Origin of the sequence: Devosia sp. (genome assembly GCF_036563435.1) — a bacterium.
Taxonomy (GTDB): domain Bacteria; phylum Pseudomonadota; class Alphaproteobacteria; order Rhizobiales; family Devosiaceae; genus Devosia.
The window spans coordinates 113,656-138,506 of record NZ_DATCMJ010000019.1 but is presented as its reverse complement, the minus strand read 5'-3'; the positions used below and the strand labels follow the sequence as shown (position 1 = coordinate 138,506).

The following is a 24,851-nucleotide window of genomic DNA, read 5'->3' as shown; positions in this document are numbered from 1 at the left end:
CGGACCCAGGCCGCCGTCGGCAACAGCCCATTCCGGTACGTTGACTGACCGCGATAGGAACTCCAACTGACTGGACGTAGTAGACTTGGACCAACCAAACCGCGTAGGGACGGCAAAGGCTGCCACGCCGATCAAACCAATCGCGGCTCTTCTAGACCAGTTGGGTGGCGACCGGTCCACGTCTACCTCAGTTGAGCATAGCGACCGGGACGCCGCGTGGACACGCTAGCGCTGCCGGAGACGGTCGAGCCCGCATAGACGGGGCTACGGTGGCGAATGTCCTCTCGTATTGCCTCCGCTTTGCTGTACGGAACGTCTATCTCCTCATTCTTCCCTGCCCTTGGGACAAGAGCCAAGGCGCACCCCACTGAGAACCCGGTGATCGTAGCCAGCAAAAGTAACAGACTGGGACGTGGCCATGTGGCCTGTGCAGGCGGATGAGCAGGACTGATCGATCGCGCGTTGCTCAGTTGCATGCTTTCAAGCTGTCCGGTTTCCTGACTGCGCATCAAGAACTGGTCGAGGACGGCACGCTTGGCCTCTGCATCTCTCTGGAGCTGCCTCAACTCTACCGCACCCAAATTGGCCAGGTTCGAGGTTGATCTGAGTTGCTCAAGGTCCGCTTCGAGTTTTGCGACGTTGCCAGCCGCGGCTTCTGCACGCGCTTTGAGTTCGTTTGTGATACGCTGCGCCTCTGCAATCAGTGATCGTTCGGTCCGCTCAACCTCGGCTGCCAGGCTCACGATCGTTGGATGCCGCGCTCCGAGTGTTGCCTGGGCGCTCGCAAGGGCGTTTAGGCGGGCATTGTACTCCGCGCGTAAGCTTTCAGCGGAAGGTGAAGACAAAATTTGCGCAAGTCGATCCACGCCGGCGGGACTAAGGCCGACTGCTAGAGCCTGTTCATAGGCTGTGTTGGCTTGCCGCTCGATATCTTGCGCAACAACCAACTGGCTGTTGACCTGATCGATGCGAGCTTGGGTCTGCGTACTCCCGCTACCGCTGTCGAAAAGATTGTTCTTGATCTTGTAGTCCTCGACAGCGCGCTCTGCGAGGCTCACCGCAGCTTGCAATCCCGAGATGCGACTGGTCAGCAGATCGGTGACCTCAGCGTTAGCCGTGGCCTTCTCGACCTTCTGGCGGCTCGTATATTCATCGACGACGGCGTTGGCGATCCGGGCTGCCTTGCTCGGATCAGATGAGCGGAAGGAGACATTTATGATGTAGGTCAAGCCTTCGCGCTCAACGCTCAGGCGCGACGCGAAACTGTCAAACATCATAGCTGCCGTGGGCGGCTTGGAGCCGCCGGTGATCATTCCAATGAGCGATGGAATGGAGCCCGACTGGGAGAACTCAGGATCCTGGTCCAGCTTCTCTGCAAGGAATACCTTTTCAAGTACCTCGCGCGACTGGATCACTGCCACTTGGCTCGAGATGGCGGCACTATCGCTGCCGATACCTGGTAGAACGCTGCTTGCTTCGGTGGTTTGTGCTTCACGCGGATCGACGAGCAGGACGGCTGTTGCTGTGAAGCTTGGTACAGTCGTGACTATGTATAGCAGCGCCAGCGCAACACAGGCCAGAGTAGTCGATAAAATAAGGACGCGCCGCCTCCACAGCACCTCAAACATTCCTCTGATGTCAAAGAGCAATAGAGGTGCTTCTTGTTGGGTGGTACTGGGCTGGCTCATCGTTACACGGACCTCGCTTTCCTTCCGGTTATAGCTGACCACATGACCGCGCCAACGTTCACCATCCGTTAACCTTACTGCTGAAACCTTTACTCAAATGTCGTTTGTAGCGCTTCACTGACTGCCATAAATCCACATGCGGTCTTTCAACAGGGTTTGTTTTTGAAGATCATTCAAGTTCAGACTCAGGCGGAAGCCGCAGGTGCTCAGCGGGTTTCCGACATGGTCGGCGCTGGTCTGCGCGCCAAGGGCCATGAGGTGCGCACGGTCTTTATGTATCGCAAGACCGATGTCTATGACGGGGATCCTTATGCCCACTTCATCCTCGGCCAGCCGCCCGAGGGAATGGCAGACTTGTTCCGTTCTGTCGCTGGTTTGCTCCGATACATCCGCCGTGAACGACCAGATGCGGTCATAGCCTATCAGTATCACGGGGTGGCATTCGGCACCTTGGGCGCACGCTTGGCCGGTGCGCGGCACATCATCGCCAACCAAAGTGGTGAGCCGCAAAAGCAAGGCCTCTTGGGGCTGATGTCGCGGATCGATCACCTCTATGGCGCACTGGGACTTTATCACCATAGCGTTGTGAACTCCTCCTGGACCGAGAAGCAATTTGGCAATCACGTGCCTAGCTACCGTCGGCGCTTGCGCCGCATCGACCATGGCGTCACGCCACCAGCCGCGCGCCTGGATCAGGCCGCTACGCGCCGACGTTTTGGACTGCCCGATGACGTATTTCTGGCGATCTCAACCGGCCGGATTACTCGTGACAAGAACCAGCGCGCCCTGGTGGCGGCCCTTGCACTTGTTCCCGATCTGCACGTTGCCTTGGCGGGCATTGGCCCTGACGCCCAGCCCCTAAAGGATCTTGCGTCCGAACTCGGCGCGGCCAACCGCCTCCATATGGTGGGCGAGGTTCCGCCTGCCGAAATCCATCACTTTCTGGCTGCCGGAGACGTTTTTGTTTTCCCCACCCGCTTCGAGACCTTTGGTCTGGCGGGTGCAGAGGCAGCGATCCTGGGAATGCCCGTGATCGCCAGCGACATACCGGTTCTCCGCGAAGTGCTTACGGCTCCCGACGGAACCCCTGCCGCGGTTTTTGTGCAAACCGAGAACGGCAGAGATATCGCAGCCGCCATCGAAACGCTTCGCAGCAACCCCGAAGGCGCTCAGGAGCTTTCCGCGGCAGGCAAGCAACTGGCCGTAAGATACGCGCCCGCCACTATGTGCGACGGCTACGCTGCGCTTCTTTCCTAAGTGAAACATACTGCAAGCGCCCGGCCGGCAGCCCCGTTGCCTGGCTAGCGAGGGCGTGGGACTGCTGCAATGCCGTCGATTACTTCAAGTGAGCCAAAGCGATTGAGGGTGTGTATCTGAGGATAGGGCCAATAGCCTTTGGTTTCCACCGGGCGGGGTACCCCGACAACCACCTCTTCCGGCGTCAGGCGCATGATCTCGGCCATCCCCAAACCGCCGCCGTATCCTAATGTTCCGTTCTGCAGGGGAAGGATTAGCTTGCTGCCGGAGCGGACAATGGCGCCACCCGGCCGGGCCGCTGCCCTGTCGATGGTTATCGGATTTTGTGGATGGGGCCTCCAAGGGCCGGTCAGCGCGTCCGCGCGAAATACCACCATTGTGTCCGACGAACTGCCTCCCAGGCTGTTGTCGGTGGCAAAGAGCCAAAGACAGCCGTCGTGATCTAGCAAGGTCGCATCTGAAAGGGATGGCCCTTGAGCGAGGACGGCGTAGCGCTCCCAGCGCCAGGGAAACTCGGTGCAGCGATAGAGCACCAGTTCCCGCCCAGCACTGGCTTCCGGCAGCATCCAGATCTGGCCATCGCGGGAAAAGACTTGCGGGTAGGAAAGGTGGTGCGGCTCCTCCACGATCGGCACCGGCACGGAGGGCTCGCCTCTTGCATCGATATGGCTTACGGAGATCACCGCCTTGCCGAGAGCATGAACATAGTCCTCGACGAACATGTAGTGCCTTCCCTCCCAGGTGAACGGGAATGGATCTGCATAAAAGCGCGCCGCATCGTCGGGTAGCACGTGCCATGGGGAACCAGCCAGGGTTGCTGTTTCAGCGACGCCAAGCCCCTCGGTAAAGCGAAAGCCCACCCGCCAGTGCGCTTGCTGAAACCGTCGGCGGCGCAACAGTTCGCGCCCTAGGCGCGGTAAGTTCTGCGACAGGTAACCTGCCAGGAACGGACCTTGACCAGCTTTGCCTTTCGGCGTTGAGCGACCGGCTGCACCGGCAAGAACGGACTGCACCGTCTTGGTCATGAGGGTGACGGCCCGCGCCAGGACATCATCAAGGCCTCGCGCCATGATTACGCGATTGTCCACCATTGGGTCGGCATGGGCAATGCGTCCACCGCTACGGAATATCTCGATTGTCGGCAGGATGCCGAAGGCAATCTCGGTGGCCCAATTGGGCAGCGGGTCGGCGTTCTCCCCGGCTCCAAAGCTCAGCGTCGTTGATGAATTCTGTCCTGGTGCCAGAGCAATGCTGAGTTCGCTCGGATTGCGGCCTTCGGTGACGGGCATTGGCTTGAAGTCTGACAGCCAGGCGTCCGCTTTCCGAAACGCCTTCTTCTCAGCAAGAAGAACGGCATCAAGGCCGAGAGGCGCTCTTCCGACGTGACCATGAACAATCTGCACCTGGTGCCCCTCCGCGCACAAAGCGCTTCTCAGCGATTCGTGCCAAGTGCGGGTCTGGCCCATCGGCAGGATCAAATCGATGATCGCCATGTCAGCTCTACTCTCCGGCCGATGCGGCAGGTGATTTCCATCCCGGCAGATGGACGAGCCCACCGAGGCGCATGACACTTACGTCAAGTCCGGTTAGTGCCATAGCCTGCCAGCGCAGCCGGAAGCCCAGCCAAAGCGAGGACAGCATCACTGCTGTCACAGCTCCGGATACGCCAAAATTAGCCACAAGGAGCGCGAAGCCGACAAGCCGAATGACAACTCCGACTGCAAGAGTGTTCAAGTAACGTTGTTCGTGGCCGGCCAGGTTGAGCAGGATGGGCGCTGGACCCATCGCTGACACGAAGGCGGTACTGGCGCTCAGCACAAGAAGGTTGACGAGCCATTCCTGCTGGTCCACGCCGAAAAGCTGGAGCAGGTATCCACCTGCCGCAACAAGTCCGAGCAGGCCTATGCCCACGGCAAGTACAACCACCACAGCGGTGGTATCCAGCAGCCTTTCCATCTGGCTCTGCTTCTTTCCGAAGAACAGATCCGGAAGATGGCGGGTGGTGCTGAGGTAGATCGCCGTCGACAGGGTTGAGAACATGTTGGCCAGGCGAGTGATTACAAAGTAGCCACCGGCGCTTGCAGGATCCAGCATCACGCCCACGATAAGGACGTCCAGGTACTGGTTGCATACTTCGAGCGACTGGGAAGCCCAAAGCCGAACGGTACTTGGAACAAGTTCGCCGCTATCCCGGCTCGGCTCCACCGAGAAGAGGGTCGGATGCAGCTTCTTCAGCGTCTGGCGGAACAGCAACAGGTGCCATGAAGCTGCGCCAATGCCGCCGGCGGCCATCAGCATCAGGACCAAGTCCATTCCAATCGGGTGTCGGAGAACATGACCGATGATAAGGGCGACTATCGGTGGCACCATCCCCGCCAGGACCACCGTTGCATCCGCTACAAATATGCCTGAGGAGGACCGGATCAGATGTGAAGTGACATTGGTGAGTGACAGCGAGGCCAGGAAGAAGGTCGCCGCCACCGCTTCCAGCGGCTTCAGAAAGAACAGGGCGACCAATAGGAAGCTCCCGCTGACGATCAGCAGGCCACAGGCAACTACCTTGCTGCTGAACTCTAAGCTCGCTCTCAACCGGGGCAGATCGTTGGAAGCCGACAGTTCGCTCCACCTCCGCATGAGCAGAACTTGCTGTCCCACAACCGCGACAATAGCAAAGAGCCCGGCAGCGCTGAACACCATCGAGAAGGCGCCAAAATCATGGGCGTCGAGCGTTGCGCCAAGCAAGGCGATAAGGGCGAAGTTTGCCGTCACCGTCCCGGCCTTGAGCACAATAGAACCAGCGATGCTCCTCAGCACCTCGGAATTGGGGAGACGTCCGATCAAGGGTAAGGTCATCGGGCTAAAGCCATCATAGACCGGACCTCTGTCAGCCTGCGAAGCAGGTTGCCAGCCCTTGGGTTGGCATGGATAAAAAGGCGGAACCAGCGGCGCAAGGTAGCGTCCACCACGACGGGAACGCCTCGGAAAGTAAGGGCAGTCTGATACTCAAAAAGCTCTACACGGTCGGTATCGAAACGCTCCTTGTATCCCGACGATCCGACGCTGAGATCGAGCAGCTGATAGCCTTGGGATGAAGCCCATTCCATCGTTCGATAGAATGCAACCAGACCGGGCGAGCCGACCATCCATTTGGGATCAGAGGACATCGTGGAGATCAGGAGGGTCAGTATCTCCCGATCATAGATGCCATAGATGGCCGCAATGACCTCTGTATCGACGCAAAGGGCAAACATTCGAACAATCGAATTTTGGGCAAGCGCCAGCTCTGTGTAGAAATCTCGATAGGCAAGGTTCGCCAACGGATCCCGTCGACCCATCTCAAGGAACCTTCTCTCGCGAAACTGGAACATTGTGTCGAGCAGCTTTGCCCGTCCATCTTGGTCGTTCACAACGTGGAAGCTCAGTTTGCCGTGACTTTCGAGTTTGCGAGACTTGCGGCGGACGTCACGGCTGCAGGAAAACCGCTTTGCCTGTACTTCGGCACCTAATTCAGTGGTGAAGGCTGCAGCTCCCATTGGCTTCAACCAACTCGCACCTGTCAGCGCATGCGGACGTCCGTAAAGCCGCTGCGGCACTTTCTTGAGCGTTATAGCGTCTGCTGTCGGCAGAGCGGCACGAACGGCGGCCCACAAGGCGTCCGGATCGAACGGGTGGGCAGGGGCGAGCGTGGGAGCAAAATAGTCCACCACGTGGAAGTCCAAAGCCTCGATGACCCGCACCCCCAGGCGCTTCACCAACACGAAAGGAAGGATTGCAACGAGCGCTCCGCATTCTGCCTTCACACCGATAAGCACCGGTTCGGCCCCTTGAGAACGGGCAATAGTTTCGAGGAGTGCACTTATAAAAACCGGCGCCTGGAAAGCGCTTGTTGGCTGCAGTTCTGTCAGGGCGAGATCGAGCGGGGAGCCAATGCGGAAGGCCGAGTAGGTGGGCTGTTCACCGACCTTCCGAGGCTCGATATGGTTGAGTAGCTCAGTTCTCACGGCGAATTACTCAGACCTGGTCAGAAGCAGATATGCGGATAAAGGATTGGTCGTGAGGTAGCGCCAGAATAGTCGCTTCGGCTCAAGCCATATGCGGAAGGCCCATTCGAGCCCTGTGCGCTGTACCCAAAGGGGAGCCCGCCGCTTGGACCCGGAGAGAAAGTTGAAGAGACCTCCAGAGGTCTTGATAACTCCAACCTTTCCTAGTTTGGTCCCATGCTCGGCAACGAATTCCTGTTCCCGCGGCACACCAAGCGCCAGCCATAGAATGTCCGGCGCCAAGTTGTTGATCTCGGCGAGTTTCGCATCCAACTCCGCGCCAGACAGGAACCCATGACTACGTCCTGCAATCCGCAGACCGGGATATGCCTCCCGCACTTGCTCGACCGCCTTCTGATTTTCGTCTGGCGTCGCTCCCAGGAAATAGAAACTATGGCCGCTTCGCACTGCCAGCCGAGCGACATCATGGAAGAGGTCAGTGGTCGCCACGCGCTCCGGCAGCGGCTGCCGGCATAGCAATCGCGAGGCCAGCACCATGGGCTGGCCATCGGCCACGATCTGATCGGCTGACCGAAAAAGTTGGGCGATCCGCTCGTCTGCGGCAGCCCGGGCAATGACTTCGCCATTGCCCGATGTCAGGTAAATCGGACGAATACCGCGCAGCTTGCTCCGGCTGGCATCGATCATCTGGCGCGCCGCTTCCGCTCGCGTCACCACCGCAATCGGCAAGCCGCCCAAGACAATGCCTGGCGCTTTTGCAAAGACGGGCAGAGTATCCCTTGGCGCGGACGTCGCTTCGGCTTGCTTATTTTTAGTGTAAGACAACATGGCGTCCATGGTTCAATGGACCGGCACCATGGACCACTCGCGCACGCCGTGAAACGCGAACCTTTACCTTTGGTTAAGCATAAAATTTGACGTATTTCGCGCATTGCGTTGAGAACGGCTGCGAGCGTTGGAGGGCGTGAAACGCCGCCACGGGGGTGAACGCCACCTGAACTCAGGACCTTAGCCGTACGCTCGTCCTAGCCCGACTGCACCAGTCGTGAGCGCAGGAGTTCGCCGTTGTCGCTGAGGATGGAGTAAGCGATGCTGGTGAGGAGAGAATTGATGCGCCGTAGGGCGTGAACGGTTTCGAGATGAAGGTCGCTCGATTCGATGCTGGTAGGGTTGCCACCGCGCATCCGGCCGAAATGCTGCTCCATGCTTTGCCGCTCGAGGATGCCGATCTCGTCCTTCTCCGCCACCAGCTGACGCGCTGACTCGGTGTCCTCGGAAACAAGGACATTGAGCGCCAGCTGCATGTTCTCGAGCACCCGCGCGTGCAGGGTGGTCAACTCGTCCCAGCCCTGCTCGGAAAAGGCGAGGCGGCGCTCGGCCTTCTGCTCCGCCAGCTTCAGCAGCTGCTTGGCGATAATGTCGCCGGCCTGCTCGAGGCTGATGGCGAAGTTGGTCAGATTGGTTGCCCGGCGCGCCTGCGCCGGATCCATCGCGGTCCAGTCGAGACGGGTCAGGAACAGCTTGATCTCGCGATTGGCTTGGTCAACTTCGGTCTCCAGCGTCTTGATGCGCCGGATGGCTGGCTTGTCACCGCTCTGGAAGATTTCCATCACCGGCTGCAGCATCACCTCGACCATTTCGCTCATGCGCAGGAGTTCCCGCGTGGCGCTGGCCAGGGCGGCATCGGTGTTGCGATAGCTCGTGGATAACAAGGCCGTGCTGCGCAGCCGCGCCACGTTGAGATCACCCTCGGCGGTTGCGGCGGTCACATGCTTGTCCATCAGCCGGGCCACCGGACCCGTTAGCGGCAGGCCGACCAGCAGAACTGCCAGGTTGAAGGCGATGTGCAACACGCTCGCCTGCATGCCCACCGTGCCGGGCAGGTCGAAGAGATGCGCTTGCGAGATCTGGAACAGCAGCAGGCAGAGCACCGCAGCACCGCCGCGAAACAGCAGGGCGCCCATGGCGATGCGGGCGGCCCGGATGTCGCCGCCGCGCGTCATGCTCCAGGCGATCAGGGTGCCGCCGAGGTTGGCGCCGAGCACAAAGGCGGCGGCCACTGCGAAGGGGATTAGCCCCGCCGCTCCAAAGGTGATGATGACCAGAACGCTCGCGACCGACGAATAGGACATCCAGGTCACAAGGGCGGCGACCAGGAATCCGGTCCACAGATCGCCGCGCAGGTAGGTGATCACCGCACCCAGGACGTCGCTCTCCCGCCAGGGGGCGGTGGCCTCGCCCACCATCTCCAGGGACAAGAGGACGAAGGCAATGCCCAGCACCATGCGGCCCAATTGCTTGGTCTGCCGGCTCTGTCCTTTGAGGAACAGCGCGCCACCCGCAATGATCAGCGGCGGCGTGAGGAGGCTCAGGTCAAACGAAAGAAGGCTCGCAACAAGCGCCGAGCCCAGATAGGCGCCCAACATAAGCGCCAGGCCGGTGCGCCCTTCCATCAAGCCGCCCGATGCAAAGCTCGAGGCAAGGGCGGCAACGGCGGTCGAGCTTTGCAGCGCCACGGCCATGGCCGTTCCCGCGGCGGCCGCGCCAATGCGGCTGCGATTGGCATGGGCGAGCAGGCGCTTGAGCTGGACAGAATAGGCGCGCTCCACCGCGGTGCGCACCATGCGCACTGCCCACAGCAGCAGCACGATGGCAGCCACCAGGTGTACAGCGATGAAATACATCAGGCCTCCTCGCCCAGCTGCGCCGACTGTTGGCGGACCAGCCTCCTATGATGTTCATATGAAATCGAACGACGCAATCCTCACATGTTAGGCGCTCGGTCGATGCTCATTTCCCCACCCATGATGTTCACTTGAACATTTCGCTTGCAACGGGAACGCTGGCTGCTACCACTTAAGGCAAGCTCGGAGCGGGAGGCTCCGGGAGATAAAAGGGAGTGAGCATGTACAAGAACGCACTGTTCCTGTCGGCAGCGTTGGCTGCCGTCCTGTCGGCCTCGCCGGCCACCGCGCAGACCGAGATCACCTGGTGGCACGCCATGAGCGCCGAACTGGGTGAAAAACTCGAGGAAGTCGCCCAGGGCTTCAACGAAAGCCAGACCGAGTACAAGGTTACGCCTGTCTTCAAGGGCACCTATCCCGAGACGCTGACCGCTGCGATCGCCGCCTTCCGCGCCAATGAGCAGCCCGCGATCGTTCAGGTCTATGAGGTGGGAACCGGCACGATGATGGCCGCCCAGGGCGCCGTCTACCCGGTGCACCAGTTGATGACGGACAAGGGCGAGCCCTGGGATCCGAGCGGCTTCCTGCAGCCAGTGGTCGGCTATTACTCCGATACCGAGGGCAACATCCTGTCCATGCCCTTCAATTCATCCACGCCCATCTTCTATTACAACAAGGACGTGTTCGAAAAAGCCGGCCTTGACCCGGAAGTGGCGCCCAAGACCTGGGCAGAAGTCGAAGAGTTCTCACGCAAGATCGTCGACTCGGGCGCGGCCAAGTGCGGCTTCACCACCGCCTGGATCACCTGGATCCACACCGAAAACATGTCGGCGCTGCATGACCAGCCCTTCGGGACCCTCCAGAACGGCTTTGGCGGCCCGGCTGCCGAGTTCACCTTCAACAACGAAGTCACGGTCAAGCACTGGGACAACCTCAAGCGCTGGTCCGACGAGGGCCTGTTCCAGTATGGCGGTCCGGTGGGTGGCGCCGACGCGCAGCCCAAATTCGTGTCGCAGGAATGCGCCATGTTCATGAACTCCTCGGCCGGTCGCGCCGGCGTCATCCGCAACGCCACCGATTTCGAGGTCGGCTTTGCGCCCCTGCCCTACTATGACGACGTGATCGAAGAGCCCAAGAACTCGATCATCGGCGGCGCCACACTCTGGGTGCTGAACGGCAAGTCCGACGAGGTCTACAACGGCGTCGCCAAGTTCTTCACCTATCTCAGCCAGCCAGAAGTGCAGGCGGACTGGCACCAGTTCACCGGCTACCTGCCCATCACCAATGCCGCCTACGAACTAGGCCAGGAACAGGGCTATTACGAAGCCAATCCTGGCTCCGACATCGCTATCGAGCAGATCATGCGCGGCACGCCGAGTGAAAACTCCAAAGGCGTCCGCTTCGGCAACCTGACCCAGGCGCGCGACGCCGTGGACGCCGAGTTCGAGGCCTTGCTGGCGGGGCAGAAGACCGCCCAGGAGGCTCTGGATAGCGCCGTTGAACGCGGCAACCAGATCCTGCGCGATTTCGAGGCATCCAACAGCTAAACCCGGCTCGCGACGGGCCCGCGCCACGGTGCGGGTCCGCTCCAGCTGCAGTTCAAGAGCCGGCGATGCAATCGAAACGCACGATCTTTCCCAACAAGCTGCTTCCCTACGCGTTGCTCGCGCCGCAGCTGATCATCACCATCATCTTCTTTCTCTGGCCTGCCGCACAGGCGGTCAAATCCTCCTTTGAGCGTGAGGACCCGTTCGGCTTCAGGACCACTTTCATCTGGTTCCAGAACTACACGCGGCTCTTTGCTGAACCGGGCTACCTCAACGCCATGGGCCGCTCGGCCCTGTTCGCCATCGGCGTGACGGCGCTGTCGATGGGCGTGGCGCTTCTCCTTGCGATCTGCGTTAACCGCCTGCTGCGCTCGGGCAAGTTCTATACGACGCTGCTGGTCTGGCCCTATGCCGTGGCGCCCGTTGTGGCGGGCATCCTCTGGTGGTTCATGTTCAACCCCACCATCGGCATCGTGCCCTATCTGCTGGACGCTTTCGGCTATCGCTGGAACCACCGGGTGAACGGCAACGATGCCATGATCCTCGTGATCATCGCCGCCAGCTGGAAGCAGATATCCTACAACTTCCTGTTCTTTGTCGCCGGCCTGCAGTCGGTACCCAAGTCCTTGGTCGAAGCCGCCGCCATGGATGGCGCTGGTCCGTTCAAGCGCTTCTGGACCATTGTGTTTCCGCTGCTGTCGCCGACGACCTTCTTTCTCATGATCGTCAACATCAACTACGCCATGTTCGACACCTTCGGCATCATTGACGGCACGACAGGCGGCGGCCCAGCGGGCTCCACGACGACCCTGGTCTACAAGGTCTATGCCGACGGGTTCCTGGGGCTCAACATCGGGTCATCTTCGGCACAATCGGTCATCTTGATGCTGATCGTCATCATCCTCACCGTCGTCCAGTTCCGCTGGGTCGAACGGCGTGTGCAGTACTAGGAGGCCTGCCATGGTCGAAAACAGGCCCTTCCTCAATCTTCTGACGCACCTGGTGCTGATCGTCGGCGTCGCTACGGTTGTGTTCCCGGTCTACCTGGCCTTTATCGCCTCCACCCACGACGCCAATGCCTTCGCCCGTGGCTTGGCGCCGATGCTGCCAGGTCCGCACATGGTGGACAATTACGCGCTGATGCTGACCAATGGCCTTTCCTCGGCCGGCGCACCGCCGGTCTGGCTGATGCTCATCAACTCGACGGTCATGGCTCTGACTATCGCCATCGGCAAGATCATCATCTCGATTATCTCGGCCTATGCGATCGTCTACTTCAAGTTCCCGTTCCGGCTCTTAGCCTTCTGGATGATCTTCATCACCCTGATGCTGCCGGTCGAGGTACGCATCATGCCCACCTTCAAGGTCGTGGCCGATCTGGGGATGCTCAACTCCTATGCCGGCCTCACCATTCCCTTGATCGCTTCGGCAACGGCGACCTTTCTGTTCCGCCAGTTCTTCCTCACCATTCCCGACGAACTGATGGAAGCGGCGCGGGTCGACGGAGCAGGACCGCTCAAGTTCTTCCGCGACATCCTTCTGCCGCTCAGCCGCACCAACATTGCGGCGCTGTTCGTGATCCTCTTCATCTATGGCTGGGTGCAATATCTCTGGCCGCTGCTCGTGACCACCGACAGCCGCTACTACACCATCGTCATGGGCATCAAACGCCTGGCGGCCAGCGCCGACGCCGACCCTTACTGGAACCTCGTCATGGCCGCCGTGATGCTGGCCATGCTGCCGCCGGTCCTCGTCATCATCTTCATGCAGCGCCTCTTCGTCAAAGGCCTGGTCGAAACGGAAAAATAGTTATGGCAACCATCAACCTCGTCGACCTGCAAAAGAGCTATGGCGGCAATGTCCTCGCCGTCAAAGGCGTCAACCTTTCCGTCGCCGATGGCGAACTGATCGTCCTTGTCGGACCGTCCGGCTGCGGCAAGTCCACCCTGCTGCGCATGGTGGCGGGTCTGGAAACCGTCACCTCGGGCCGCATCGAGATCGGCGGTCGCGACGTGGTCAAGGCCGAGCCGGCCGAGCGCGACATCGCCATGGTGTTCCAGAACTACGCCCTTTACCCACACATGACAGTGCGCGGAAATCTCGAATACGGGCTCAAGAACCGGGGCACCCCACGGGCCGAGATCGACCGGCGCGTTGCCGAGGCCGCCGAGATCCTCGAGATCGGCCCGATGCTGGACCGCAAACCGCGCCAGCTCTCAGGCGGCCAGCGCCAGCGCGTGGCAATGGGCCGCGCCATCGTGCGTGAACCCTCGGCCTTTCTGTTCGACGAGCCGCTGTCCAATCTCGACGCCAAGCTGCGCGTGCAGATGCGGGTCGAGATCCGCAAGCTCCAGCGCCGGCTCAAGACCACCAGCCTCTATGTGACCCATGACCAGCTCGAGGCCATGACCCTGGCGGACCGCCTGGTGGTGATGAACAGCGGCCTCGTCGAGCAGATCGGGACGCCGACCGAAGTCTATGACCGGCCCGCCACCCTGTTCGTCGCCGGCTTCATCGGCTCGCCACCCATGAACCTGATACCTGTGGATGCCCTTGCCGGCGCAACCGGGTTTGACCTCAGCAGGCTTCCCCAGGACACCGACATTGTCGGTCTGAGGGCCGACGATCTCGTCATCCAGCCGACACATGGCGATGGTATCGAACTCGATGGCGTGGTCGAACTGCTCGAACCCATCGGGGGCGAGAGCCATCTCCATGTAGCATTGGCAGGCCAGACCCTGATCCTGCGCGTTCCCGGGCGGCCAAGCCTCGTGGAGGGTGCCGCGATCAGGCTCTACGCGCCGACATCGGCCATGCATCCCTTCAACAGCCAGACCGGCCGCCGGACGGATGGTACTGGCCAGAACTAACACCCCCTGCAGCGCAGGGGATCCTGAAAGAAGCGTCATGTCGAACAGCGTCAAAACCGGACCGCAGCGGGACGAAGTGCAGGCCCATCGCGGTGCCTCCGCCGTTGCACCCGAAAATACCCTCGCCGCCTTCCGGGCTGCGGCGGAGCAAGGCGCCCAGTGGGTGGAACTGGACGTGGCCCTGCTCGCCGATGGCACGCTGGTGGTCATCCATGATGACAGTGTCGACCGCACCACCTCCGGGACCGGCTCATTGGGCGCACTGAACAAGGACGACCTCGATCGTCTCGATGCCGGAAGCTGGTTCGGCGCATCCTTTGCCGGCGAGCGCGTGCCCACTCTTTCCGAGACGCTGCAGCTTCTCGGCCAACTCGGTCTTGGCGCCAATATCGAGATCAAGCAGCACGAGCATCACCGTTCGCTCGAACAGCTCACAACTTCGGTCCGGGCGGCGCTCAGGACGGCGGGGGCCACCACCCGCGTCATGATCTCGAGCTTTGACCCGGAGGCGCTTGCCGCCATGCACAGGCTGGAGCCCGGGCTCGAAATGGCCATGCTGTGGAGCAAGGTCCCTCCTAACTGGCAGGAACGGCTCGCTTCCATTCCCGCAACAACCATCCACCTCCACTACAAGGCGCTCAGCATCGGCTTGCTGGAAGAGGCGGGCCGGCTCGGCATCAAGGTGCGGGTCTGGACCTGCAACGAACCGGCAGTGCTGGCCTCGTTCTGGCCCGCAGGCCTTAGCGGCGTCATCACCGACAATCCCGCGGCTTTCCTGAACTGAGGGCGCGATGGGGCAACATACGCTCTCAGGGCGGCAACGCGATATCCTGGCGCTGATCGAGAGCGACGGCGCTCAGTATATCGACGACCTTGCCGCCCGCTATGACCTGACTACGCAGACGATCCGGCGGGACATCAATGCCCTGTGCGACCTCGGCTTCGCTCGCCGCTTCCATGGCGGCGTGGATGTTCCGGTCGAGGGGCGCAATATCTCTATCAATGCGCGATCGGTGCTCAACAGCAGCGCCAAGAAGCGCATCGCCCGCCGCATCGCCGAGACCATCGAGCCGGGCTCGACCGTGTTCATGGGCATCGGCAGCACCGTGCAATTCGTGGCCCAGGCGCTGACCGACCATCCGGGCCTGACGGTGGTCACCAACAATATCGATGTCGCCCTTTCCCTCTGCGAGGCGCCAAAGGTCGAGGTGCATGTGACGGGCGGGCTGCTGCGCCACAACGACCGGGATGTCATCGGCGCCGACGTGCTGCGGTTCTTCGAGAAATTCTACGCGTCCTATGCCGTCATCGGCGCCGGGGCGCTTCATCCCAGCAATGGTGTTCTCGACTTCAGCTATAGTGAAGCCCAGATCACGGCCGTCCTGATCGAGAACTCCCGCACCCCCATTCTTGCCGCCGACGCCAGCAAGTGGTCCCGTGACGCCTCGGTCAAGGTCGTGCCCTTCAGCAAGGTCGGCAGGCTCTATACCGACCGCCTCCCGGATGAAGCCGCGGCGCGGGCCCTGGCCACTGCGGGTACGGAAGTGGTCCTTTGTGCCGAGGAGCCTGCCTGATCCTGCCTCCGATCCTCGACAAGCGCTTGGCCGGATTGTAGTCGTCGCCGGCAATCAGGAAGCCTTAGCAATGCAAGCCCACAACCCAAATCTGTTCCGCGGCCTATCAGCCTTCCCGATCACACCCGCCGATACTGAGGGGCGGGTGGATACCGAGATGCTTGCGTGCCTCATGGAGCGGCTGTGTGAGGCCAAAGTGGACTCGATTGGCCTTCTGGGCTCCACGGGCATCTATGCCTATCTGCCGGTCGAGGAGCGGAAGCGTGCGCTTGAGGCGGCCGTCGAGGCTGTGCAGGGCCGCGTGCCAATTGTCGTCGGTGTGGGGGCGCTGCGCAGCGACAACGCCGTTGCCCTAACCAAGCATGCGCAGACCGCGGGCGCCGATGCGCTCCTGATGGCACCAGTGTCCTATACGCCACTGACGCAGGACGAAGCCTTCGAGCATTACCGCGCCGTCACCGCCGCTTCGGAGTTGCCGCTCTCCATCTACAACAATCCCAGCACGACCCATTTCGCCTTCGGGGCAGACCTTCTTGAGCGGCTGTCGCGCCTTCCAACTGTCGCGGCGGTGAAGATGCCGCTTCCACCCGACAACGACTTCGCCGGCGAACTCGCCCGTCTTCGCGACAGCACCGGCCTCGCCATCGGCTATAGCGGCGACTGGGGCATGGCCGGAGCGCTGCTGGCGGGAGCCGATGCCTTTTACAGCGTATTGGGTGGCATGCTGCCCCGCCCAGTGATGGCCCTTGCCCACGCCGCCAGAAACCGCGATGCCGCGGAGGCGGAACGGCTTGACGCACTGCTTCAACCGCTTTGGGATACCTTCAGGAGCTACGGCAGTCTGCGCGTCATGTATGTGCTGCTCGACATGCTCGGCCTGGGACTGGCTGAACCGCCCCGCCCTATCCTCCCGCTTTCGACGGAAGCCCGTGAAAAGATAGCGGCTGCTGTCGCGCCAATCATAGGTGTCGGGGAAGGCAAGGAAACACTTCTGGCTTAGGAAAGATGCTGCAGCACGAAGTCGGCGCGTTCGACGACCGGCACCTTTGGGACAAGTAGAGTGCGATAGCCAAGCGCATCGTAGGCCGTTAGCAACCGCCCGTATTCCGCCTCGGCATCGGCCAAGTCGTGCTGACGTTCGCTGTCGGTGACATAGATTTCCGGCCATGGCGGCGTCAGAAACACCGTCGCGTGGTAGCGCTCATATGGCTCGAGGAGATCCGCCGCCCGCTGGCCGGTCGCATGCTGGAGCGCCACGGCCGCATCGATCAGGCCACGATCAAAGAAGACCCAGCCGGGTTCTCCCGCCATGCGCCTGCGATCGTCCGCGGCAATGGCCATCGCCCGCTGCGCAAAGGCCTCGAGGTCGACCCAGGGCAGCGCCTTGCCGTCGCCGCGCAATTCTTCCTCAACGATGCGCCGGCCAGGCTCGGGGGCAACCTTGAAGCCCCGCCGCTGCAGTTCCGTCAGGAGCGTAGACTTTCCCCCGCCCGAGCAGCCGGAAAGTACAACGTGCCGCGTGCTCACGCGCGCTGCCTTCCCAATACCTTATCGAACCAACGCTGGATGCGCCCCGGCAGCCCTCTTCGATGCAGCTTTACCCCGAACAGGTCCTCCACCAGCGAACCGAACTTGGAGTTGACGCCGGTCACCTGGAAGCCAGGCCAACCCTCGGCCAGAAGACAGCCCATGGCCACCTGCTCGTTGTCCCACTTGCCATTGGGCAGCCAGCGCTGCTCCACCATGGCATAGAGCTTATCGGCAGCATCGATTGCCCCCGCGCCGGTGGCGTACATATCGCAGGCTGTAATCAAACGTGGAGACTGGCCAACAAGGTTGTTTGCATTGCCTTCCTTGATCTGCTTGAGCCCCCATTTGGTGGCCGGTGCCGCAAAGCCTGCATTGCCAAGCCGTTCGAGGCGACGCGAAGATAGCCGCCCTGCAGCCAGATCCTGTCGGAAGAAGCGCGAAAGGCCCGCGTCGATCCAGAGCATGCGACACGCCCCGCCCTCTTCCCGCGCCACGCGCTGCATCATGTCATACTTGCTCATGACTACCAGGGCATAGCGTGGAAGGGTGAAGGTCAGATCCTGGCTTTGCGAGCGGCTCCGGATGGCGTCGACCTTGGATTCCCATCGCAGGGGATAAAAGTTTTCCAGCGGCGTCCGCACCAGGCGATCACCCGGCTTCAAGGTAACCAGGCTCGCGTCGATATTGGGATCAAGGAAGATAGTGAAGCGCAGCGGCAGGCGCAGTGTAGCGTTAAGCCAGCCGATATACTGCTCGATCGGACGTCCCACCCGGCCGCGTCCGATGTCATAAAGAGCAGTGACGGCGATCAGTTCAGAGGTCACGAACGTGTCTTTCCTGTTTGAGTAGCGCAGGATCAATCACTTGTGCTCGTTGGAGGCAAGTCCACTGCTCCGGGCTTCACTTTGGATATAGACCGCCGGAGCGGAACTTGCCAAAGCTACTATGTTCAAGAGGTTAGCTCCACATGCCCAGCCACGCCGTTTCCAGCCATGACCTCTTTAGGGGGGCCAGCGAAATGGCGCGGCGCATGCGTGAGCATGACTGGTCCCAATCCCCCCTGGGTGAGCCTGGCACCTGGCCGCCGGCGCTGCGCACCACGGTCGGTCTCCTGCTCCAATCGAAGTTTCCGATGTTCGCCGCCTGGGGGCCGGAGCTGGGCTTTCTTTACAACGATGCCTACGCCGAAATCCTCGGCGCCAAGCACCCAGCCGCCCTTGGGCGCCGCTTCATAGACATCTGGAGCGAGATCTGGACCGATATTCTGCCGTTGATCGAGGCGGCGCTTGGGGGCGAAGCCACCTACCAGCAGGATCTGCCGCTGGTCATGAACCGGCGTGGCTATGACGAGCAGACCTGGTTCACCTTCTCCTACTCCCCCGTTCTGGATGACGCGGGCGCTATCGGCGGCATGTTCTGCGCCGTGACTGAAACCACCCAGCAGGTGATCGGCAAGCGCCGGGATGCTTTCCGGCTCACCCTGGAGCGGAAGTTGCGCGGGGAAAGCGACCCCGTCCAGGTCATGACCACCGCGGCAGAAGCCTTGGGACGGGAACTGGGCATTGCGCGGGTGGGCTATGGCGAGATCGACCCCGCCGAGGAATATGTCACCGTGGAAAGGGACTGGACAGATGGGCGGGTCGGCAGCGTGGCCGGCCGCCATCGCATGAACAATTTCGGCCCGGAGATCATCGCCGAACTGCGCGCCGGGCGCATGATGTGGGTCGACGATGTCGACCATGACCCGCGCGTCGGGCCATCGCGATCAGCATTTGCGGCGATCAATACCCGCTCAGTGCTGGCGGTTCCCCTGTTCAAGGATGGGCGCTTCGCGGCGATGCTCTTTCTCCACCATCCCGAACCGCATCATTGGACCGAGAGCGACACAGCTTTGGCACGGGAAGTGGTCGAGCAGACCTGGCAGGCGGTAGAACGGGCCACTGCCGAGGCCAAGCTACGCCAACTCAACGAGACCCTGGAGCAGCGCGTCGACGCGGCGCTGGCCGAGCGCAAGGTGCTTGCCGATATCCTCGACGGCACCGACATCTTTGTTCAGGTCGTCGACCGCGAATTTACCTGGGTGGCCATCAACGCGGCTGCGGCAACCGAGTTCGCACAGCTCTTCGGCGTTGCCAAACCCCGTGCCGGCGACAACATGCTCGCCGCCTTGGCCCAGCGCCCAGGCGACCGGGAAAACCTCCAAGCCATCTGGTCAAGGGCGCTGGCTGGCGAGCAGTTCGTCCTTGTCGAAACCTTTGGCGAGCAGTCACCCGATCAACGATCCTACGAGATGCAGTTCTTTCCACTGCGTGGCGCCGCAGGAGAGGTGGTCGGGGCCTACCAGTTCGTGCGCGACGTCACGCAGCGGCTGCGCGAGCAGCATAGGTTGCTGGAGGCTGAGCGCGCCCGCCGGGATGCCGATGCGCTCTACCGCGCCTACTTCGAGAATGCTCCCGAGGCGCTTTTTGTCATGGGTATCAGCGAGGACGGGGGCTTTGTCGCCGAAGAGGTCAATCCCGCTCACGAGGCCGGCGTGGGCTTCAAGATCGAGGACATCAGGGGCAAGCGCATCGAGGACTTCCTGCCCCCTTCAGCGGCGGAAAAAATTGCGGAAACCTATAGGCAGGTCGTCGCTACTGGCACGGTGCACCAATACCGCGAGGTCTATGATCTGCCGAGCGGCTCGCAATATTGGGACTCCTCCATTGTTCCGGTGCGTGATGCCGAAGGCCGCGTTACCCGGCTGATCGGCTCGAGCCGCAACGTGACGTCCCAGGTTGTCGCCGAAGAAACCCTCCGTCAGCACCAGAAGATGGAAGCGATGGGCCAGCTGACGGGCGGCGTGGCGCATGACTTCAACAACCTGCTGACGCCGATCCTGGGCACGCTCGACCGCTTGCAGCGCAAGGGCACGGGCGACGAGCGCGAGCAGAAGCTCATTGGCAATGCCCTCCTGTCCGCCGACCGCGCCAAGACCCTCGTGCAGCGGCTGCTGGCCTTTGCGCGGCGGCAGCCGCTCCAGCCGACGGCTGTCGATATCCCGACCCTGATCGAGGGCATGGTAGACCTCCTCACCAGCACCATGGGCCCGCAGATCCAGCTGGTGGTGAATGCCAGCCGCGGCCTGCCCCAGGCCAAGGCCGACGCCAACCAGCTGGAAATGGCCTTGCTGAACCTTGTGGTCAATGCGCGCGATGCGATGCCGGAAGGCGGCACTGTGCGGATCACGGCATCAGCGGAGACTGTGGGCTTTGGCGCCAGGTCTAGCCTCAAGGCGGGCAAGTACATCCGCCTGTCGGTCGCCGATACCGGCATGGGCATGGACGCACAGACCCTGGCGCGCGCCGTGGAGCCGTTCTTTTCCACCAAGGGCATCGGCCGGGGCACGGGGCTTGGTCTTTCCATGGTGCATGGCCTCGCCAGCCAGCTGGGCGGCGCCCTCACCATCCATAGCCGGCCCGGAATCGGCACCAATGTCGAACTCTGGCTGCCACAGGACGGCTCCCTGCCGCAGGCCGTCGAGAAGGCAGAGGTCCAGGGCGAAGCGCTGTCGGGCGCGCAGGGCCTGGCACTCCTTGTGGACGACGAAGACATGGTGCGCATGAGCACCGCGGACATGCTTGCGGAACTCGGCTTTCGCGTAGTGGAGGCCAGATCGGCCAACGAGGCGATGAGCTTAATCAATGATGGCTTGAAACCCGACCTCGTGGTCACGGACCATCTGATGCCGGGAATGACCGGTACGCAGCTGGCGCGCCACCTCTTGGAGCAGGTCAGCCAGCTAAAAGTGCTCGTGATCTCCGGCTATGCCGAGCTCGAAGGCATCGACCCGGATCTGCCCAAACTGAACAAGCCGTTCACGCGGCAGGAGCTTGCCGCGCAGGTCGGCTCGGTGATGCGCGGCTCGACGCAGTAGCGCGGCTTCAAGCGGCCCGGTGGCTGTCCGGGCAGCGGTGCCGCACGCCGCCGATAAGCTTGTTGTAGGCGACGATCAGGCTGCCGATTTCGCGCCATCGCTGCGGATGTTGCGGTCCCATGCGCACCAGGAATCGCGCTTCCTCCTGAAGGACGTGCAGCGCCTCCTCCGGCCGCGTCGAAAGCTCTGCCATCCAAGCCCACGCATGCAACAGCCGCGCCGACTTGCGCAGACGTTCGTCGAAGTCCTCACCCTGCTCCATAGAAGTCTCCCCACTCCCTCATCACCACAATCAGAAGGGTCAGGGAGGGTTCCACCGCATCTGGGAGCGTGGTTTACCCGAGGTTAACACGGAACAGCGTGGCACCGCGCGAGTTTGCTTCCGACGACAGCAATTCTGGAGCCGGCAAATGCCCGAGATAGGCCCCCACGACAACAAGCCACTCGACACCCGAGATGCCACAAACTCGTGGGCGGGGCCTCTGCCTCTAGTCCTGATGGTGGTGGTGCTCGTCGCTGCTATCCTCGCGATCGTTTTCGCGGTGATCTCCCAGACCGCCGGTTAGGGCCTTGCCACCACAGGCACATAGTCCAGCAGGTCCTCGTCGGCAAAGACGGTGCGCTGCTCCTCGGCGGATTTGTAGAGGGCCATCAGCATCTCGACCACGGCCAGACCATCCTTGAAGGTTTCGAGCGGCGCCTCGCCGCGGCGGAAGGCCTCGACCATGTGCCGGTTCTCGTCGGTATAGCCGTAGATGCCGGCCTCATCTTCGAGCACCGGCATCAGGCCTTGCTCGGCATTCTGCTTTTCCACCAGGTCTTCGCCCTCGCTGCCAGACACGGCGCGCGACATGAAGATCTTGAGCCCCGTCGAGAGCGACGAGAATTCCAGTGCATATTCGGGCCCGAGGAGTTCGAGCTGGATGCGCAGGCCAGGCCCGACATAGGCCCATGAGGTCGTCGCCTCCACCACCACCTCGTTGCCGTTCTCGTCTTCAAAGGTCAGCATGCCGCGGGCAAAGTCTTCCGACGGGCGGCGGGAATAATCCACTTCGCGGCCCATGCGGGCGCTGAGATCGGCGGCATATTTCTTCTGCGCCCATTTCAGGGTCGCCACAGCGCCGGTGGCGCTCTTGAACCTGAGCGTGGATCGGTCTGCACCCGGCGCGGTCAGCAGGAACCGCCCGACCTCGACCGAATGGCACATCATGTCGAGCAGCACACCGCCGCCCTGCTGTTGTCCCTGCCAGAACCAGGGCTCGTGTGGACCAGAATGCTCTTCGGCAGCACGGGCGAGGTAGGGACGCCCGGTCGCGGGCACGGCGCGGCGCCAGATGATTTCCTTGCCGCGCAGCACTGCCGTCGAGAACAGCTGGTTTTCAAGATAGCCGTGGTTGAGGCCTGCCTCCTCTACCAGTTGCAGCATCTCGCGCGCCTCGCGAATGGTGCGCGCCAGCGGCTTCTCGCAGGCGACAGCAAAGACCTTGGAGCGGCCCGACTTCACCGCATCGGCGATCTGGCGCATGGCATCAAGGCGCGTGTGGTTGGGGCAGAGGATCCAGACCGCATCGATGTCGTCGGCGGTCAGCATGGCTTCAAGGCTGTCATAGGCCCGGCACTGGCCGAGATCGAGCTCGGCAACGGCTTCGGCAAAGGCCTCGCGCTTCTTGGGGGTCGGCGAATAGACGCCCCGAACCTCGACATTGCGTACCCCCGTCAGCGAACGGAGGTGAAAATGGGCGATAAAGCCCGAACCGATGAAGCCGATGCGCAACGTCTGGCGCGGCGTGGTGGTCATGCCCCTACTCCCTTGAGGATTGTGTTGCGTGGCCGTGCGGTGCTGGCGCGCACGACAAGTTCGATCGGCGCCTCGTCGTGCCGCGTCCGCAGTTCCCTGCCTTCCAGCAGGTCGACCAGCATCTGCATGGCGCGGCGGCCGATTTCGCGGCGCGGCTGCCGCAGCGTGGTGAGCGGCGGATCGGAGGAGAGGGCGTAGTTCAGGTCGTCGAAACCGACGATCGAGATATCGCCGGGAACATCGAGCCCCCGCGCCCGCAACTCGTTGATGGCACCCACTGCCATTTCGTCGTTGCTCGAAAAAATGGCCGTGAAATCGGCGCCATCCCTAAACATGGCCCGCACGCCTTCGCCACCGGCGGCAAGGTGGAAATCACCGTTGAAGGTGAGCTGCGGATCGGGCCTGATCCCCGCGGCAGCCAGGGCATCCAGGTACCCCTGGTGACGCTCCGCCGACATCATCAGGCTCATCGGCCCGGTGATATGGGCGATGCGACGGTGCCCCAGCGCGATCAGATGTTCCACCGCCATGCGGGCGGCGGCCCGGTTGTCGATGGACACAACCGGCAAGGCGCTACCCGCTACCAGTTCAAGCGCGATGACTGTGGTGGGAAGATTGTGCTCAGGCAGGCTCTCCGGCAGCCAGCCGGTCATCAGGATCAGCCCGTCGGCCTGCCGGTTGCGCACCATGTCGACATAGCGCGCAACGCGCGTATCGTCATAGGCGGCATCGCCCATCAAGACGCTATAGCCGTTGGCAAAGGCGAGTTCCTCGACCCCCTGGTAGATGTCGAGATAGAACGGATTGGTAATGTCGCGAACCAGGAGGACGATGTTCTTGGTGGCGCGCCGGCGGAAGTCCACGGCCTGCCGGTTGGGGACAAAGCCGGTCGACTGCACGGCCGCCAGCACACGCTCTCGGGTCGCCTTGGCCACCCGCTCAGGATGGGTCAGGGTGCGCGACACCGTGGCCGTCGACACTCCCGCGAGATCGGCGACATTCCTGATGGTTGCGGCAGCCACGGTTCAAACCCGAAGTCGGTTGGTCCGGCCATACAGCAGCATCAGGAGGAGCAGCACGGCCCCGAAAATCAGCTGCCGGCTCCAGAACTCCATCTGCAGCGTTGTGAGCACGCTCTGCAGCAGCGTGAGCGCGATGGCGCCCAGCATGACGCCAAGATAGGTGCCCGAACCACCAGCAAGGGAAATGCCGCCGATCACCACGGCGATCACCGAGGGGAGCACATATTGGTCGCCCACCGACACAAAGCTGTTGCCGGTGTAACCGATCACCACCACGCCCGTGACGCCGGCCAGCAGGCCCGAAAGCCCGTAGAGGAGGGTGCGGATCAGGCGCACCGGAAGCCCGGTGAGCTCCGCCGCGCGCTCATTTGAGCCCATGGCATAGATGGCGTAGCCGAACTGCGTGCGCCGCAGCAGGAACCACATGCCGATGCCCAGCAGCAGCCAGAGCCAGAGCACGCCCGGAATGCCGGCAATGAGCGGGCGGTTGACGAAGCCCATCAGCGAGGGCGCCGCATTGCCGGACGGGATGCCGCGAGAAATGACGATCAGCGCCCCCTGGATCACGCCGGTCATACCCAGCGTCATGACCAGCGGCGGGATGCGCAGGAAGGTCACGCCCAAACCGTTGACCAGGCCCACGAGGAAGGTTATGCCGCCGGCCACGAAGATGGCCGGCAGGATGCCGCCATCCGCACCACCCATGACATTGCCGGCCAGCACAGCGCCCAGCGAGATGAGGGCGCCGACCGAAAGGTCGATGCCTTCCCGCCCGCCAATTACCACCAGGCTTTGCCCGGCGGCGACCATGCCCAGGATGGCCGACACCGTCAGCAACCGGATAATCTGGTCGCCGCGTGCAAAGCCGGGCGACAGCGTCTCGCCCACGGCGAGGAGGGCAACGATGGACAGCGTCGCTAGAACCAGCGGATTGGTGAGAACGGGTTTGATGCGGTCCATGCCG

22 protein-coding genes are annotated in these 24,851 nt (G+C 62.1%); 10 read left to right on the top strand and 12 right to left on the bottom strand.

Translation table 11 applies throughout. From position 1 onward, the window contains the following. Positions 1-182: 182 nt before the first annotated feature. Positions 183-1,649, bottom strand: coding sequence for a GumC family protein (locus VIL88_RS17190; RefSeq protein ID WP_331990840.1), 1,467 nt, complete (start codon positions 1,647-1,649; stop codon positions 183-185). Between the two features lie 201 nt (positions 1,650-1,850). Between VIL88_RS17190 and VIL88_RS17185 the strand changes: the two genes are divergently transcribed. Then, a complete protein-coding gene (locus tag VIL88_RS17185; RefSeq protein ID WP_331990839.1) occupies positions 1,851-2,945 on the top strand; it encodes a glycosyltransferase family 4 protein in 1,095 nt (364 codons plus the stop codon). Positions 2,946-2,989: 44 nt separating this feature from the next. Here VIL88_RS17185 and VIL88_RS17180 read toward each other — a convergent pair whose 3' ends face one another. The 5 genes from VIL88_RS17180 to VIL88_RS17160 form a co-directional block, all read right to left on the bottom strand. After that, entirely contained in the window at positions 2,990-4,438 is a 1,449-nt protein-coding gene (locus VIL88_RS17180; protein WP_331990838.1) for a glucosamine inositolphosphorylceramide transferase family protein, read from the bottom strand. A gap of 7 nt (positions 4,439-4,445) precedes the next feature. Continuing rightward, entirely contained in the window at positions 4,446-5,786 is a 1,341-nt protein-coding gene (locus VIL88_RS17175; RefSeq protein ID WP_331990837.1) for a hypothetical protein, read from the bottom strand. A gap of 8 nt (positions 5,787-5,794) precedes the next feature. Next, on the bottom strand, positions 5,795-6,946 hold the full coding sequence (locus tag VIL88_RS17170; RefSeq protein WP_331990836.1) for a GNAT family N-acetyltransferase: 1,152 nt from the start codon (positions 6,944-6,946) through the stop codon (positions 5,795-5,797). A 6-nt stretch (positions 6,947-6,952) separates the two neighbouring features. After that, positions 6,953-7,783 (bottom strand): WecB/TagA/CpsF family glycosyltransferase, encoded by an 831-nt coding sequence (locus VIL88_RS17165; RefSeq protein ID WP_414650160.1) that lies wholly within the window; start codon positions 7,781-7,783, stop codon positions 6,953-6,955. Positions 7,784-7,971: 188 nt separating this feature from the next. Beyond that, positions 7,972-9,630, bottom strand: coding sequence for a Na/Pi cotransporter family protein (locus tag VIL88_RS17160; RefSeq protein ID WP_331990835.1), 1,659 nt, complete (start codon positions 9,628-9,630; stop codon positions 7,972-7,974). A 221-nt stretch (positions 9,631-9,851) separates the two neighbouring features. Between VIL88_RS17160 and ugpB the strand changes: the two genes are divergently transcribed. The 7 genes from ugpB to VIL88_RS17125 all read left to right on the top strand — a co-directional run bounded on the left by ugpB (position 9,852) and on the right by VIL88_RS17125 (position 16,621). Further along, positions 9,852-11,177, top strand: coding sequence for a sn-glycerol-3-phosphate ABC transporter substrate-binding protein UgpB (gene ugpB, locus VIL88_RS17155; protein WP_331990834.1), 1,326 nt, complete (start codon positions 9,852-9,854; stop codon positions 11,175-11,177). A 65-nt stretch (positions 11,178-11,242) separates the two neighbouring features. Continuing rightward, the gene (ugpA, locus tag VIL88_RS17150) at positions 11,243-12,127 is read left to right on the top strand and encodes a sn-glycerol-3-phosphate ABC transporter permease UgpA (RefSeq protein WP_331990833.1); all 885 of its coding nucleotides are present in this window, start codon (positions 11,243-11,245) and stop codon (positions 12,125-12,127) included. Between the two features lie 10 nt (positions 12,128-12,137). After that, positions 12,138-12,986 (top strand): sn-glycerol-3-phosphate ABC transporter permease UgpE, encoded by an 849-nt coding sequence (gene ugpE, locus VIL88_RS17145; protein WP_331990832.1) that lies wholly within the window; start codon positions 12,138-12,140, stop codon positions 12,984-12,986. Between the two features lie 2 nt (positions 12,987-12,988). Next, positions 12,989-14,047 (top strand): sn-glycerol-3-phosphate import ATP-binding protein UgpC, encoded by a 1,059-nt coding sequence (locus VIL88_RS17140; RefSeq protein ID WP_331990831.1) that lies wholly within the window; start codon positions 12,989-12,991, stop codon positions 14,045-14,047. A 37-nt stretch (positions 14,048-14,084) separates the two neighbouring features. Beyond that, the gene (locus VIL88_RS17135; RefSeq protein ID WP_331990830.1) at positions 14,085-14,831 is read left to right on the top strand and encodes a glycerophosphodiester phosphodiesterase family protein; all 747 of its coding nucleotides are present in this window, start codon (positions 14,085-14,087) and stop codon (positions 14,829-14,831) included. A gap of 7 nt (positions 14,832-14,838) precedes the next feature. Next, complete coding sequence (locus tag VIL88_RS17130) at positions 14,839-15,621, top strand: DeoR/GlpR family DNA-binding transcription regulator (RefSeq protein ID WP_331990829.1); 783 nt, start codon at positions 14,839-14,841, stop codon at positions 15,619-15,621. Between the two features lie 70 nt (positions 15,622-15,691). Beyond that, the gene (locus tag VIL88_RS17125) at positions 15,692-16,621 is read left to right on the top strand and encodes a dihydrodipicolinate synthase family protein (RefSeq protein WP_331990828.1); all 930 of its coding nucleotides are present in this window, start codon (positions 15,692-15,694) and stop codon (positions 16,619-16,621) included. Here VIL88_RS17125 and VIL88_RS17120 read toward each other — a convergent pair. Both VIL88_RS17120 and VIL88_RS17115 read right to left on the bottom strand, forming a co-directional pair. Then, positions 16,618-17,148 (bottom strand): AAA family ATPase, encoded by a 531-nt coding sequence (locus tag VIL88_RS17120; protein WP_331990827.1) that lies wholly within the window; start codon positions 17,146-17,148, stop codon positions 16,618-16,620. The genes VIL88_RS17125 and VIL88_RS17120 overlap by 4 nt on opposite strands. After that, positions 17,145-17,975, bottom strand: a complete 831-nt coding sequence (locus VIL88_RS17115; protein ID WP_331990826.1) for a hypothetical protein — start codon at positions 17,973-17,975, stop codon at positions 17,145-17,147. The genes VIL88_RS17120 and VIL88_RS17115 overlap by 4 nt, the downstream gene beginning before the upstream one ends. 143 nt (positions 17,976-18,118) lie before the next feature. Between VIL88_RS17115 and VIL88_RS17110 the strand changes: the two genes are divergently transcribed. Further along, the gene (locus VIL88_RS17110; RefSeq protein ID WP_331990825.1) at positions 18,119-21,067 is read left to right on the top strand and encodes a PAS domain-containing protein; all 2,949 of its coding nucleotides are present in this window, start codon (positions 18,119-18,121) and stop codon (positions 21,065-21,067) included. 7 nt (positions 21,068-21,074) lie between these two features. Here VIL88_RS17110 and VIL88_RS17105 read toward each other — a convergent pair whose 3' ends face one another. After that, on the bottom strand, positions 21,075-21,329 hold the full coding sequence (locus VIL88_RS17105) for a hypothetical protein (RefSeq protein WP_331990824.1): 255 nt from the start codon (positions 21,327-21,329) through the stop codon (positions 21,075-21,077). A 148-nt stretch (positions 21,330-21,477) separates the two neighbouring features. Here VIL88_RS17105 and VIL88_RS17100 point away from each other — a divergent pair, with 148 nt between their 5' ends. Next, positions 21,478-21,633, top strand: a complete 156-nt coding sequence (locus VIL88_RS17100; RefSeq protein WP_331990823.1) for a hypothetical protein — start codon at positions 21,478-21,480, stop codon at positions 21,631-21,633. Here the strand turns inward: VIL88_RS17100 and VIL88_RS17095 are convergent. Genes VIL88_RS17095 through VIL88_RS17085 form a run of 3 tightly spaced genes read right to left on the bottom strand, consistent with a single transcriptional unit; the run spans position 21,630 to position 24,847 of the window. Further along, positions 21,630-22,865 carry a Gfo/Idh/MocA family oxidoreductase gene (locus tag VIL88_RS17095; RefSeq protein ID WP_331990822.1) on the bottom strand — a complete coding sequence of 412 codons (1,236 nt, stop codon included), beginning with the start codon at positions 22,863-22,865 and terminating at the stop codon, positions 21,630-21,632. The two genes, VIL88_RS17100 and VIL88_RS17095, sit on opposite strands and share 4 nt — an antisense overlap. Continuing rightward, positions 22,862-23,887 carry a LacI family DNA-binding transcriptional regulator gene (locus VIL88_RS17090; RefSeq protein ID WP_331990821.1) on the bottom strand — a complete coding sequence of 342 codons (1,026 nt, stop codon included), beginning with the start codon at positions 23,885-23,887 and terminating at the stop codon, positions 22,862-22,864. The genes VIL88_RS17095 and VIL88_RS17090 overlap by 4 nt, the downstream gene beginning before the upstream one ends. A gap of 3 nt (positions 23,888-23,890) precedes the next feature. Further along, positions 23,891-24,847: an ABC transporter permease gene (locus VIL88_RS17085; RefSeq protein WP_331990820.1), complete on the bottom strand. Its 957-nt coding sequence runs from the start codon at positions 24,845-24,847 to the stop codon at positions 23,891-23,893. Between the last annotated feature and the right edge of the window lie 4 nt (positions 24,848-24,851).